The following is a 13125-nucleotide window of genomic DNA, read 5'->3' on the forward strand; positions in this document are numbered from 1 at the left end:
GGGTGTTGCCGCCCGGCAAAGGGTCCGGGCTCTCGGGGTGGGGGCCTTGCGGCCCCCGGTGTCAGACCGACTCGGTGCGGCCGACGGCTTCGGGCTGCGCGACGGGCTCGGCGGTGGCCGCCGGCGCCTTGCGCTGGGCCGGCAGGAGCCTGCGCAGGCCCACGGGTGCGGCCTGGCGGCCACCGCGGGCGGCGAGGCGCCGTACGGCCAGGTCACCGACGAGCTGAACGACCGTCACAATGACGATCAGCAGCACGATGGTGATGTTCATGAGGTCGTCCTCGCGGCGCTGGTAGCCATAGGTGATGGCGAGGTTGCCCAGACCGCCGCCGCCGACCGCGCCGGCCATCGCGGAGTAGCCGATGAGGGTGATGACGGTGGTGGTCAGGCCTGCGATGAGCGAGGGCAGGGACTGCGGGAGCAGCACCTTGAGGATGATGGTCCAGGTGCCGCCGCCCATCGACTGCACGGCCTCGACGAGCCCGTGGTCGACCTCGCGCACGGCGGTCTCCACCAGCCGGGCGAAGAAGGGGGTGGCGCCGACGGCGAGGGCGACCACGGCGGCGCTGGGGCCGATGGAGGTGCCGACGACCGAGCGGCTGAAGGGGATCAGCCAGACGATGAGGATGATGAAGGGCAGCGAGCGGCCGAGGTTGAGGACCGCTCCCAGGACCTTGTTCACCACGACGTTCTGGAGCAGGGCGCCGCGGTCCGTGAGGACGAGCAGGAGGCCCAGCGGCAGGCCGGCGAGCACGGCGTAGACGGTGGACCACCACACCATGAAGAGGGTGTCCAGACAGGCGTCGCGCAGCAGGGGCTGCATCTGGGTCCAGGTCACTTGGCACCGTCCTTGAGGATCGCGTCGGCCGGAGCCGGTGTGGCGACATCCGCGACGTCGACCTGGAGGCCCTGCTCGCGCAGGAAGCCGATGGGGACGACGTTCTCCTCGAAGCGGCCGGGCAGTTCGATGCGCATCCGGCCGACCTGCTTGCCGGCGACGGTGTCCATCGCGGCGCCCAGGATCGAGATGTCGATGTTGTACGTACGGGACAGCTGGGAGATGACCGGCTGGGTGGCCGCGGCACCGTGGAAGGTGACGTCCACGACCGTGCGGTCGGGGCCGGAGGGCTCGCCGCCCACCGGGAACAGCTCGGCGGCCAGCTCGGAGCCGGGCGTGGCGAGCAGTTCCGTGACCGTGCCGGACTCCACGACGCGGCCGCCCTTCATCAGGGCCGCGGAGTCGCAGATGGTCTTGACGACGTCCATCTCGTGGGTGATGAGGAGGACGGTCAGGCCGAGCTGGCGGTTGAGGTCGCGCAGCAGCTGGAGGATGGAGCGGGTGGTCTCGGGGTCGAGCGCGGAGGTCGACTCGTCGGAGAGCAGCACCTTGGGGTCGCCGGCCAGGGCGCGGGCGATGCCGACGCGCTGCTTCTGGCCGCCGGAGAGCTGGGCGGGGTAGGCCTTGGCCTTGTCGGCGAGGCCGACGAGGTCGAGCAGTTCGAGGGCCTTGCGGGAGCGCTCCTTGCCCGAGATGCCGAGGATCTCGAGGGGCAGCTCGACGTTGGCCTGCACGGTGCGCGAGGAGAGCAGGTTGAAGTGCTGGAAGACCATGCCGATGCGGCTGCGGGCCTGGCGCAGCGCTGCGTTCGCGCGCTGGCCGCGGCCGGCGAGGGCGGTCAGGTCCTGGCCGGCGACGGTGACCGTGCCGGAGGTGGGGCGCTCCAGGAGGTTGACGCAGCGGATGAGGGTCGACTTTCCGGCGCCGCTCTGGCCGATGACGCCGTACACCTCGCCCTCACGGACATGGAGATCGACGCCGTCGAGGGCGGTGACCTCGCGGCCGCGTGAGCGGTAGACCTTTGTCAGGCCCGTAGTGGTGATCACAGGGGTTTCCGTCACTGTCGAGTGCGCGGCGGTGAGGGTGCCGGGCACGGGCATTCATTGCGGAACGCGGCATCGGAGGGCCCGGCCGAGCGCAGGGGTGCGCGGGCTCGGGGACATCTGGTGACGCGGGGCGGCGCGATTCCCTCCGGCAGGTCGCCGGACGGGTGCGCTACGGGGTCTCGCTTCGGGGCGCGAGGCACGGGGGCCCTCAGCAGTCACACATTCGACACATGCAACGAGCAGCACCGGGCGTCGTCATCGCCTCAGTCGCAAGGATGCGGGTGCTCGTCGTGGTCATGCGGGCCAGTAAAACAGAAGCACGTGCGAATCAGCCAAGCCTGTCCGAATACCGGACTCGATCTCTCGCTCTCTGGACTGTGAGGGCGCTCGCGAGGGGCCCGTAGCGGGCGTTTAGAGTCGTCCCATGCCTCTCTCGTCCCCTTCGCACGCCCGCACCGCCCGGGGGCCGCGGTGATCGACGCGCTGACGCTCGCGGCCGGTCTGGCCGCCCTCGCGCTGGCCGCCTGGTGCGGCTTCGCCTTCTCCCGCGACCAGCCCACCAAGGACTGGCACTTCATCGGCATGGCGGTGGTCTCCGTCCTCGCCGTGCTCCAGCTCGTCATAGGCGTGGTGCGGCTGGCCGGCGGCGACAAGCCCGAGCAGGGCACGGCCATCTTCGTGGCCTATCTGCTGGGCGCGGCCGCCGCGGTCCCGGCCGCGGGCTTCATGTCCCTCGCCGAGCGGACCCGCTGGGGTTCGGCCACCGTGGCGGCGGGCGCAGTGATCCTGGCCGTGCTCGAGGTGCGGCTGTACGACATCTGGGGAGGCTGACCCATGTCCGAGCCCGTGAACGTGTCCGAGCCCGTCGACGCGCAGGAGAGGCCCGGCTTCGACCTCGGCCAGGGGCCGGGCCGGCTGCTGGTCTGGCTGTACGGGGTGTTCACCGTCGCCGCGGCCTCCCGCTCCGTCGTCCAGATGCTGATGGACTTCGGCCGGGCGCCGCTGGCCTACGTCCTGTCGGCGGCGGCCGCCGTGGTGTACGCGTTCATCACGTACTCCCTGGTGCGCGGCGGCGCGGCGGCCCGCAGGGCGGCGCTGGTGTGCTGCGCCGCCGAGCTGGCCGGCGTCCTCGTCGTGGGCACCTGGACGCTCCTTGCGCCGTCCGCCTTCCCGGACGCCACGGTCTGGTCGGACTACGGCATGGGCTATCTCTTCATCCCGGTGATCCTGCCGGTGACGGCCATGGCCTGGCTGCGCCGCGCACCGCACTGAGGCGGGCGCGGCGGGCCGCCGCCGCACGGACCCCGGCGCTCAGACGGTCGTCGCGAGCGCGGGGGCCGCGGCCGGCTGTGCGGCCTTCTCCAGGGTGACGAGCGTCAGCGTGGGCGTGACCTGCTCGGTGCCCGTCGCCTCGTACCCCCACTTGCGGTAGAGGCGCAGGTTGCCCTCGCTGCGCTGCCCGGTGGCGAGCCGGAACCGCCGGGCGGCCCACTCCCCCGCCAGCCGTGCCTCCAGCGCGCCGAGCAGCCGCCCGCCCAGGCCGTGCCGCTGCATCCGGGGGTGCACGATGAGCCCGGTGATGACGGCCGTGCCGTCCCCGTCGACCGTGCCGCGCACGGAGCCGACGACCTCCTCGCCGAGCCGGGCCACGAGCACACAGCCGCCGCCCAGTTCGGCGCGCAGGTCGTCGAGGGTCTGCGTGAGGGGTTCGATGCTGTAGTCGCCGTACAGCTCGGCCTCGCTCTGGTAGCAGAGATACTGAAGCTTGAGGATGTGTTCGGCATCTGTCCCGGTCGCGGCCGAGACGGTCACGCTCATACCCATCTGCGCATGCCTCCCCTTGTGGGTCGTCCTTAGGCTCCTTGTCCCCAGGGTCATGGAGCCGCAATCTCCGCCATGAGCATTCTGCGCAAGCATCCCAGGCAGCGGGAGCGTACGGGCCCCAGAGATCCTTGTGACATTCCCAACTTCCCTGCGATTTCGCGGTAGGTCGGGTCTCCACCGGAGAGCAGCGCCCCCAGCAGGCGGGGGCACCGGCCGGGCAGCCGCCGTACGGCCGCGCGCAGTTCCCGGCCCGCCTCGGCGGCCAGGACCGCGTCCTCCACGCCGGACTCCGGACGGCCCTGCGGCTGCCGGGCGCCGGTCGGGTCGTACGGCACCTCGCGCCGGGCCCGGCGGCGGGCGGCCCTGGCCTCGGCGCGCACCGCGGCGCGTAACCGGGCCGCGGGCACGGCCGGGCTGGCCTCGCTCAGCAGCCGTACCCAGACGGACTGTTCGAGGTCGGCCGGATCCACCCCGGCGGCGGCCGCTTCGGCCGCGCACTCCGCCTCCAGCAGCGGGCCCAGCCGCGTCAGAAGATCACTGCGTGTCATGCGGGCGGGGACGTGCGACCGGGCGCCACCGGTTTCCGGGGCGCCCGGAATTCACCCGTCCGGGGGTCAGCCCTTCAGGAACGCGTCCCGCGCCATCGCCGCCGTGTCGCAGTTGTCGGAGAAGATGCCGTCGATGCCGGTCGCGAAGTACGTCTTGAACGCACCGAAGGCGTCGCCGTAGGCGTTCGGGTCGGTGCCGCGCCGGAAGTCCGCGGGCAGGAAGCTGTTCTCGTTGCGCATGGTGTACGGGTGCAGGATGAGCCCCGCGGCGTGTGCGTCCCGCACCAGCGTGGTCGGCTTGGTGAGCCGGTCGTCCTTGCCCCGCGGGATGATCAGGTTCACCCACGGGCCTATGCCCTGGGCGAAGCCGGAGACCCACTTCAGGCCCTGGGGGGTGATGAGGTCGGCGACCGTGCGCGGGTCCTTGGCCTCGGTGAAGTCCCAGGGGCGGGTGGGCAGGTCGTCCAGCAGCAGGATCTTCGGGCCGTCGACGCCCAGCCTGCCGAGCCGCTGGAGGCTGCTGGGCTCGAAGGACTGCAGGAAGGTGTGGCCGTTGCGGCCCGCCCGCCCGTAGCGGCGCAGCAGCTTGGCGAGGGGCTCCTCCAGGCCGAGCCCGGCCTTGCGGAAGTAGGTGGGGTGCTTGGTCTCGACGTGCAGCCAGATGCGGCGGCCGCGCTTGCGGCCCTGCTCGTCGGCCCACTTGAGGACCTCTTCGAAGGTGGGCACCTGCCAGCGGCCGTCGTAGAGGGTGTTGTGCTGGCGGTTGCCGGGGATGCGCTCCTTGGCGCGGAGGGTCTTCAGCTCGGCGAGCGTGAAGTCCTCGGTGAACCAGCCGGTGTGGGCCTCGCCGTCGACGGTCTTGGTGGTCTTGCGGGAGGCGAACTCCGGGTGGGAGGCGACGTCGGTGGTGGCGGTGATGTCGTTCTCGTGCCGGCAGACGAGGTGGCCGTCCTTGGTGGGGACGAGGTCCTGCTCGATGACGTCCGCGCCGTTGGCGAGGGCGTACTCGTAGGAGCCGAAGGTGTGTTCGGGACGGTAGCCGCAGGCGCCGCGGTGGCCGATCACGGTCGGCACCGGCAGGTCCTTGAACGAACCGCTGTCACCGTGCCCGTGGCCGCCGGTGCTCCGCTCCGCCGCCGTCGCCGGGGAGACCCCGCCGCCGAGGGCGACCGCCCCCGCGCCGAGGGCCGCCGCGGCCCCCAGCACCGTGCGCCTGCCCGGCCGCTGCTCCTGCTGCATGTACGCTCCTCGTTCCGCTTCTTCCGGGTTCCTCTTCCGGATGCCCGACGGCGCCGATCGTATGCACGTGCGACTTTCCTGAGAAGGACGGCCGGGGAACGGAGTGGAAAGTCACGTCAACAGTCTGTTTCGAGTCGGTCAACCGGGCGTGCGCAAGGCGCATACCCGCGAGTATCGTCAACGACCGCGCAGGCGCGCGCCAGAACGACCATCACGACCGGAGGGCCCGTTGTCCCGCATCATGCTCAAGGCGATTCTCGGATTGCTCATGCGCGTCCTGTACCGCCCGAAGGTGGAGGGGGCGGAGCACATCCCGGGCAACGGGCCGGTCATCCTCGCCGGGAACCACACCACGTTCATCGACTCGCTGTTCATCGCGCTCATCGTCAAGCGCCAGGTGTTCTTCATCGGCAAGGACGAGTACGTCACGGGCAAGGGCGTCAAGGGCCGCCTGATGGCCTGGTTCTTCAGCGCCTCCGGCATGATCCCGGTGGACCGGGACGGCGGGAACGGCGGTGTGGCCGCGCTGATGACGGGCCGCCGGGTGCTGGAGGAGGGCAAGGTCTTCGGCATCTACCCGGAGGGCACCCGCTCCCCCGACGGCCGCCTCTACCGCGGCCGCACGGGCATCGCGCGCCTCGCGCTGATGACCGGCGCCCCGGTGGTGCCCTTCGCGATGATCGGCACCGACAAGGTCCAGCCCTCGGGCAAGGGCGTCCCCCGCATCGCCCCGGTGACCGCACGCTTCGGCGAGCCGCTGGACTTCTCCCGCTACGAGGGCATGGACCGCGACCGCTACGTCCTGCGCGCCGTCACCGACGAGGTGATGAGCGAAGTGATGCGCCTGTCGGGCCAGGAGTACGTGGACATGTACGCCACCAAGGCCAAGGCCGCCTGACCGGCACGGGATCCACGGCGGAGCGCCGTCGCAGGGGAGTTCGCTCCCGTGCGACGGCGCTCCGCTTTTGCGTCTCCGGTGTTTCCGGCGCCGGTGCCTATCCCAGGCAGCGCGGCTGGAACGCCGGGTCGGCCGGGCCCTTGCGGCCCAGGGCGTTGAGCACCCACTGGGCGACGACCGGGTCCTTGGTCGCCTGGTCGTGCATGAAGGGGTCGAGCGGGCACTTGTCCTGGAGGACGACGTTGGTGAGGTGCTCGGCGGGACCGGTCAGCAGGGCGCTGGTGTAGGGGACGACCACCTCGTCGTGGCGGGTGGTGACGACGGTGTAGTCCGGACCCACGGGGGTCTCGTCACCCTCGTTGAGCTTCTTCATCAGGTCCGACCCGACGCGCTGGTCCAGGCAGGACGGGCAGAAGGTGTAGCCGAAGGGTATGGCGAGCGGGTTCAGGGTGCCGTGGTTCGAGGGCACGATGCCCACGAGGTCGTCGACCTTGTCCGCGCCGCCGAGGAACTTCACGTAGTAGCGCGGCATCATGCCGCCCTGGCTGTGACCGACGATGTCCACCTTCGCCGCGCCCGTCGCGCCCCGCACGGCCTCGACGAAGTCCCGCAGCTCGGCGGCGGCCTGGGGGATCGGGTCGGTCTCCATGTGCCCGTAGTTGAAGGCGAAGACGCAGTAGCCCGCCTCCTTCAGCTTCGGCGACAGCGCGGCCCAGTTCTCCGCCATCAGCTTGAACGTGCCGTTGACCAGCACGACGGGCTGCGGGTGTGCCGAATCCGGCTTGCAGGACCAGTCGTTGGCGCCCCTGGGCGGGATGTCCAGGACCGAGGCGGAGGCCGGGGACGCGGCGAGCCCGGTGAGGCTCAGCGTGGCGGCAGCCACGGCGGCGATCAGGAGCCGCGCGGCGGTACGCAGACGCGTGTGACGCATGGTGGGGGAATCCTTTGAACACGGGCGCCCTGGAGGCGGAACACCCTCGTCCGAACCTCGTTCGACAATGTCGACCGGTGGGCGAGATGTTTCCCCGAGCGCATGGAGCGCGTCAATAGAGTTACCGGCCGGTAAACATCACACGGGCCGGGGCTTGCCGCCCCGGCCCGTGATGCGCTTGGCTCATCTGAGCATTTTTCCGCTCAGTGCTGCCCGGCGTTCCGGCTCAGCGCTTCGTCCCGGGGTTCGGCTCGTCCCCCGGAAGGCCGCCGTAGCCCTCCGCCAGCCGCTGGCCGCGCAGCAGGAACCAGGCCGTCACCGCCGTCCCCAGCAGCACCAGGGCCCCGACGCCGGAGGCAATCCGCAGCCCCTCGACGAAGGCGTCCTGTGCCGAGGCCAGCAGCGCGCTCCCCGTGTCGGCCGGCAGGTCCGCCGCCGACTGGACCGCCCCGCCGAGCGACTCGTGGGCGTCCGCCGCCGCCTCCGCGGGCACACCCGCGGGGACGGTGAAGCCGCCGTAGACACCGGTGACGATCGTGCCGAGCAGCGCGATGCCCAGCGCCGCGCCCAGCTCGTACGCCGTCTCCGAGACCGCCGAGGCCGCGCCCGCCTGCTCCTTGGGCACGCTGGAGAGGATCACGTCGGCGGTGACGGTGAAGGAGAAGCCCGCACCCACGCCCACGACCAGCAGCACCGCGCCCAGCACCGGATAGACCGTGTCCGCGCCCAGCCAGACCAGCGCCGCGAGCGCGAGGCCGATCGCCGCGAGCCCGCCGGCCACCACCGACCGCACCGACCAGCGGCGGGCGGCCTGCCCGGCGAGCAGACCCGCCGTCACCGCGCCCACGGCGGCGGGCAGTTCCGCGAGCCCGGCCTCCAGCGGATCGCGGCCCTGCACCAGCTGGAGGAACTGCGACAGGAAGAAGACCATCCCGGACAGCCCGAGGACCGTCAGCAGGTCGGCCATCACCGCGCCGGAGAAGCCCCGGTGGTGGAAGAGCCGCATGTCCAGCAGGGGCGCGGGCAGCTTGAGCTGACGGCGCACGAACCACAGCAGCGCGAGCAGCCCGGTCCCGGCCGCCAGGACGATCTGCCCGGTGAAGCCGTGCGTCGCGCCCTCCTTGATCGCATAGACGATCCCCACGATGCCGACCATCGACAGGACCACGCTGAGCAGGTCCCAGGGCCCCGGCGCGGGGTCGCGGGACTCGGGCAGCAGCCGCATGCCGACAAGCACGAGCACGGCCATGACCGGCAGGTTGATCAGGAAGACCGAGCCCCACCAGAAGTTCTCCAGCAGGAAGCCGCCCACCACCGGGCCCACGGCCGCACCGGCGGAGGCCATCGCACCCCAGATGCCGATGGCCAGGCTGCGCTCCCGGGGGTCGTGGAAGAGGTTGCGGATGAGCGCGAGCGTGGACGGCATCAGCGTCGCACCCGCCACACCCAGCAGGGCCCGGGCGGCGATCATCATCTCCGGGCTGGAGGCGTAGGCGTTGAGGGCCGACACCGCGCCGAACGCCACCGCGCCGCTCAGCAGCAGCTTCTTGCGGCCGACGCGGTCACCGAGGCTGCCCATGGACACCAGCAGACCCGCGATGACGAAGGAGTAGACGTCGCCGATCCAGAGGAGCTGGGTGCCCGACGGGCGCAGGTCCTCGCTGAGGAAGGGCGTGGCCAGGCCCAGCACGGTCGCGTCGACGGCGACGAGCAGGACGGCCAGGACGAGGACGGCCAGCGCCAGCCAGCGCCCCGGGCGCGGAGCCTCCTGCTCCAGGTCGCGGGGCGCCGCGGTACTGCTCCCGGCGCTCACCGCTCCGCCCTCCGCTGCGCGCCGCCGAGCAACAGCTCGGAGACCATGCGGGTGAGGTCCTTGGGCGCCACCCGCCCATCGTGCACGGCCCACGCCCCGGAGGCGATCAGCCCGTACAGCGCGTCGGTGAGCCAGGCGGGTGAGAGGTCGATACGGAAGGTGCCCTCCTCCTGGCCGCGCACGAAGAGCGCATGGACGCGGGCGTCGAGGCGGTTCCAGCCCTCGTTCATCTCGTCCTCGAAGAGCTGGTTCTCGGAGTAGAGGAAGGACAGGAGTCCGGCGACCGGCTCGGCGCGGGCGATCAGCCTGCGCACCGCCTCGGCCGCGTCGCCCTCCTCCAGTACGGCCTCGTCCAGGGCCCGCTCGAACTGCTCGATGCCGAGCTGCTCCAGGGCGCGGACGAGCGCGTCGCGCCCGGCGAAGTGCCGGTGCAGGGTCGCGCGGCTGATGCCGGCGGCCTTGGCGATCTCGTCCATGGAAGCCGTCGCCCTGCGGGTGAGCAGGGCTGCGGCTGCCGTCAGTACACGTGCACGGTCGAGGCTCATAAGACGACGATAACCCGAATGAGACATTGATGTCTCATTCGGGTGTTGATCGTCTCACTTTGGTGCAGGAGTCAGGTGCTTCAGCCGCGCTTGGCGTCCGCCCACTGCCGCTGCACCGCCAGATCCGCCTTGACCTCCCCCAGCTGCACCGCCACCGCGGAGGGGGCCGTGCCGCCCCGGCCGCTGCGGGACGCCAGGGCGCCCGGCACGTCGAGGACCGTGCGGACCTCGGGGGTGAGGTGGGGGGAGATCTTCGCGAACTGTTCGTCCGTGAGCCGGTCCAGCTCGATGCCCTCGGTCTCGCAGACCTTGACGCACTCCCCCGCGACCTCGTGCGCCACCCGGAACGGCACGCCCTGCTTGACCAGCCACTCGGCAATGTCCGTGGCCAGCGAGAAACCGGCCGGGGCCAGCTCCTCCATCCGCGCGCGGTTGACCGTGAGGGTCGCCATCATCCCGGTGAAGGCCGGGAGCAGCACCTCCAGCTGGTCGCAGGAGTCGAAGACCGGCTCCTTGTCCTCCTGGAGGTCGCGGTTGTAGGCGAGGGGCAGGGCCTTGAGCGTGGCGAGCAGCCCGGTGAGATTGCCGATCAGCCGCCCGGACTTGCCGCGCGCCAGCTCGGCGATGTCCGGGTTCTTCTTCTGCGGCATGATCGAGGAACCGGTGGAGAAGGCGTCGTGCAGGGTCACGAAGGAGAACTCCTTCGTGTTCCAGATGATGACCTCCTCGGCGATCTTCGACAGGTCGATGCCGATCATCGCCGTGATGAAGGCGAACTCGGCGACGAAGTCGCGCGAGGCGGTGCCGTCGATGGAGTTGCCCACGCTGCCGCGCTCGAAGCCCAGGTCGGCGGCGACCGCCTCCGGGTCCAGCCCGAGGGAGGAGCCGGCGAGGGCGCCCGAGCCGTAGGGCGAGACCGCCGTGCGCTCGTCCCACTGGCGCAGCCGCTCCGCGTCCCGGGACAGCGCCTGGACGTGGGCGAGCACATGGTGGGCGAAGAGCACGGGCTGGGCGTGCTGGAGGTGGGTGCGCCCGGGCATCGCGACGTCCGGGTGCGCCTCGGCGAGGCCGACGAGGGCCTCCTGGAGGTCGGCGATCAGCCCGCCGATGATCCGCGCGTGGTCGCGCAGGTACATCCGGAAGAGCGTGGCCACCTGGTCGTTGCGGGACCGCCCGGCGCGCAGCTTGCCACCCAGCTCGGGGCCGAGCCGCTCCAGCAGGCCGCGCTCCAGGGCGGTGTGCACGTCCTCGTCGGCGATGGTGCCCGTGAACGTACCGGCGGCGACGTCCGCCTCCAGCAGCCCCAGGCCCTCGGTCATCCGCGCCAGCTCGTCGTCCGTGAGCAGCCCGGCCTTGTGGAGCACGCGCGCATGGGCGCGGGAGCCGGCGATGTCGTAGGGGGCGAGCCGCCAGTCGAAGTGGACGGAGGCGGAGAGCTTGGCGAGGGCCTCGGCCGGTCCGTCCGCGAACCGGCCGCCCCACAGCCGTACGTCCTGGTTATCGCCGCTCACTGCGCCAGGTCCCGCTTCGCGGCGATCTTGCTGGACATGCCGAAGATCTCGATGAAGCCCTTCGACATGGACTGGTCGAAGGTGTCGCCCGTGTCGTAGGTGGCGAGGTTGAAGTCGTACAGAGAGGTCTCGGACTTCCGGCCGGTGACCACGGCCCGGCCGCCGTGCAGCGTCATCCGGACGTCGCCGGAGACGTGCTCGTTGGCCTCGGCGACGAACCCGTCCAGCGCCCGCTTGAGCGGCGAGAACCACAGGCCGTCGTAGACCAGCTCGGTCCACCGCTGCTCGACCTGCCGCTTGAACCGGGCCAGCTCGCGCTCGACGGTGACGTTCTCCAGCTCCTGGTGGGCGGTGATCAGCGCGATAGCGCCGGGCGCCTCGTAGATCTCCCGGGACTTGATGCCGACCAGCCGGTCCTCGACCATGTCGATCCGGCCGACGCCCTGGGCCCCGGCCCGCTCGTTGAGCTGCTGGATGGCCTGGAGCACGCTGACGGGCTTGCCGTCGAGGGCGACGGGGACGCCCTTCTCGAAGGTGATGACCACCTCGTCGGCCTCCCGGGGGGTGGCCGGGTTGGCGGTGTAGTCGTAGACGTCCTCGATCGGGGCGTTCCAGATGTCCTCCAGGAAGCCGGTCTCGACGGCCCGCCCGAAGACGTTCTGGTCGATGGAGTAGGGCGACTTCTTGGTGGTCGCGATCGGCAGGCCCTTGGCCTCGCAGAAGGCGATGGCCTTGTCCCGGGTCATGGCGTAGTCCCGGACGGGGGCGATGCACTTCAGGTGCGGGGCGAGGGAGGAGATGCCCGCCTCGAACCGGACCTGGTCGTTGCCCTTGCCGGTGCAGCCGTGGGCGACGGTGGTCGCGCCGTGCTTCTCGGCGGCGGCCACGAGGTGCTTGACGATCGTGGGCCGGGAGAGGGCGGAGACCAGCGGGTACCGGTCCATGTAGAGGGCGTTGGCCTTGATCGCCGGGAGGCAGTACTCCTCGGCGAACTCGTCCTTGGCGTCCGCGACCTCGGCCTCCACGGCACCGCAGGCGAGCGCGCGCTTGCGGATGACGTCCAGGTCCTCGCCGCCCTGGCCGACATCCACGGCGACGGCGATGACCTCGGCGCCCGTCTCCTCGGCGATCCAGCCGATGGCGACGGAGGTGTCAAGGCCGCCGGAATAGGCGAGTACGACGCGCTCGGTCACGGGGTTCTCCTTACGGTGCAGTGCGCTGCGCTCTCATGCGCTGGTAGGCATAACTATGCAGCACTCCGTATGTTTCGTCAATGGCTCGTGAGAGTGAATCGGTCCCGAGTGCGCGGCAAGGGGGCGGCCTACGATGCGACTGTCCGGAACCTCGAACCAGGGAGGTTTTCGCCATGACAGTGCGGGGCCATGTCCTGCAGGAGTTCTTGCAGGAGACCGTCGATCTTGCCGCGTCGGTGATCGAGGGCTGCAAGATCGAGGTGGTGGGGGACCGGATCATCATCACGCCGAAGGCCAGCGTCCTGAGCTGGACGATCCGCCGCATCCTGAACGCTGCCGAGGCCTGCGGCATCCCCGAAGAACGGATCCTGTCCGATGTGGAGATCGAGTTCCCGGGAGAACCCCGCCGATGCCCGGACGTGGCGATCGTCGAAAACGGTGCCGGCGAACCGTACAGCCACGGCGATCTCCTGGCCGCCGTCGAGATCGTCTCCTCGAAGCACGACAGGAACGACTACGCGCTCAAGGTGCAGCAGTACGCCCGCTTCGGTGTGCCCGCCTACTTGATCATTGACCCTTTCCACGGCCAGTGCAGCCTTCTCACCGAGCCGATGGACGACGGGTACATCTCCTGCGAGGAGTACAAGTACGGCGACACCATCACCTTCCGACTCCGGGACGGCAGCAGCATCGAGATCCCCACGCACACCTTCAAGCGCCGCAACTGACCGCTCACCGG

The 13125-nt window shown here is 70.9% G+C and carries 14 protein-coding genes; 4 read left to right on the top strand and 10 right to left on the bottom strand.

Translation table 11 applies throughout. The annotated features are described in order from the left end of the window. Nucleotides 1-61: 61 nt before the first annotated feature. On the bottom strand, nucleotides 62-838 hold the full coding sequence (locus AC1Z4A_RS04825; RefSeq protein ID WP_483676570.1) for a methionine ABC transporter permease: 777 nt from the start codon (nucleotides 836-838) through the stop codon (nucleotides 62-64). Continuing rightward, a complete protein-coding gene (locus AC1Z4A_RS04830; RefSeq protein ID WP_483676571.1) occupies nucleotides 835-1932 on the bottom strand; it encodes a methionine ABC transporter ATP-binding protein in 1098 nt (365 codons plus the stop codon). The genes AC1Z4A_RS04825 and AC1Z4A_RS04830 overlap by 4 nt, the downstream gene beginning before the upstream one ends. Nucleotides 1933-2355: 423 nt before the next feature. Here AC1Z4A_RS04830 and AC1Z4A_RS04835 point away from each other — a divergent pair, with 423 nt between their 5' ends. After that, on the top strand, nucleotides 2356-2715 hold the full coding sequence (locus tag AC1Z4A_RS04835) for a hypothetical protein (RefSeq protein ID WP_483676572.1): 360 nt from the start codon (nucleotides 2356-2358) through the stop codon (nucleotides 2713-2715). 3 nt (nucleotides 2716-2718) lie between these two features. Beyond that, entirely contained in the window at nucleotides 2719-3156 is a 438-nt protein-coding gene (locus AC1Z4A_RS04840) for a hypothetical protein (protein WP_483676573.1), read from the top strand. A gap of 39 nt (nucleotides 3157-3195) precedes the next feature. On the opposite strand, the gene AC1Z4A_RS04845 is transcribed toward AC1Z4A_RS04840, so the two are convergent. From AC1Z4A_RS04845 to AC1Z4A_RS04855, 3 genes are all read right to left on the bottom strand, one after another. Further along, entirely contained in the window at nucleotides 3196-3708 is a 513-nt protein-coding gene (locus AC1Z4A_RS04845) for a GNAT family N-acetyltransferase (RefSeq protein WP_483676574.1), read from the bottom strand. Nucleotides 3709-3758: 50 nt separating this feature from the next. After that, the gene (locus tag AC1Z4A_RS04850; RefSeq protein WP_483676575.1) at nucleotides 3759-4256 is read right to left on the bottom strand and encodes a sigma-70 RNA polymerase sigma factor region 4 domain-containing protein; all 498 of its coding nucleotides are present in this window, start codon (nucleotides 4254-4256) and stop codon (nucleotides 3759-3761) included. 66 nt (nucleotides 4257-4322) lie between these two features. Beyond that, complete coding sequence (locus AC1Z4A_RS04855; protein ID WP_483676576.1) at nucleotides 4323-5495, bottom strand: glycerophosphodiester phosphodiesterase; 1173 nt, start codon at nucleotides 5493-5495, stop codon at nucleotides 4323-4325. A 229-nt stretch (nucleotides 5496-5724) separates the two neighbouring features. Between AC1Z4A_RS04855 and AC1Z4A_RS04860 the strand changes: the two genes are divergently transcribed. Continuing rightward, a complete protein-coding gene (locus tag AC1Z4A_RS04860) occupies nucleotides 5725-6393 on the top strand; it encodes a lysophospholipid acyltransferase family protein (protein ID WP_483676577.1) in 669 nt (222 codons plus the stop codon). 97 nt (nucleotides 6394-6490) lie between these two features. On the opposite strand, the gene AC1Z4A_RS04865 is transcribed toward AC1Z4A_RS04860, so the two are convergent. The 5 genes from AC1Z4A_RS04865 to AC1Z4A_RS04885 all read right to left on the bottom strand — a co-directional run bounded on the left by AC1Z4A_RS04865 (nucleotide 6491) and on the right by AC1Z4A_RS04885 (nucleotide 12386). Then, nucleotides 6491-7324 carry an alpha/beta fold hydrolase gene (locus tag AC1Z4A_RS04865; protein WP_483676578.1) on the bottom strand — a complete coding sequence of 278 codons (834 nt, stop codon included), beginning with the start codon at nucleotides 7322-7324 and terminating at the stop codon, nucleotides 6491-6493. A gap of 226 nt (nucleotides 7325-7550) precedes the next feature. Then, complete coding sequence (locus AC1Z4A_RS04870; protein ID WP_483676579.1) at nucleotides 7551-9137, bottom strand: MFS transporter; 1587 nt, start codon at nucleotides 9135-9137, stop codon at nucleotides 7551-7553. After that, nucleotides 9134-9682: a TetR/AcrR family transcriptional regulator gene (locus tag AC1Z4A_RS04875; RefSeq protein WP_483676580.1), complete on the bottom strand. Its 549-nt coding sequence runs from the start codon at nucleotides 9680-9682 to the stop codon at nucleotides 9134-9136. Before AC1Z4A_RS04875 ends, AC1Z4A_RS04870 begins: the two co-directional genes overlap by 4 nt. Nucleotides 9683-9762: 80 nt before the next feature. After that, complete coding sequence (gene argH, locus AC1Z4A_RS04880) at nucleotides 9763-11193, bottom strand: argininosuccinate lyase (protein WP_483676581.1); 1431 nt, start codon at nucleotides 11191-11193, stop codon at nucleotides 9763-9765. Then, nucleotides 11190-12386, bottom strand: coding sequence for an argininosuccinate synthase (locus AC1Z4A_RS04885; protein WP_483676582.1), 1197 nt, complete (start codon nucleotides 12384-12386; stop codon nucleotides 11190-11192). Before AC1Z4A_RS04885 ends, argH begins: the two co-directional genes overlap by 4 nt. A gap of 173 nt (nucleotides 12387-12559) precedes the next feature. Here AC1Z4A_RS04885 and AC1Z4A_RS04890 point away from each other — a divergent pair, with 173 nt between their 5' ends. Beyond that, nucleotides 12560-13114, top strand: a complete 555-nt coding sequence (locus AC1Z4A_RS04890; RefSeq protein WP_483676583.1) for a Uma2 family endonuclease — start codon at nucleotides 12560-12562, stop codon at nucleotides 13112-13114. Nucleotides 13115-13125 lie beyond the last annotated feature (11 nt).

The organism is Streptomyces sp. 17_S59, assembly GCF_056930295.1.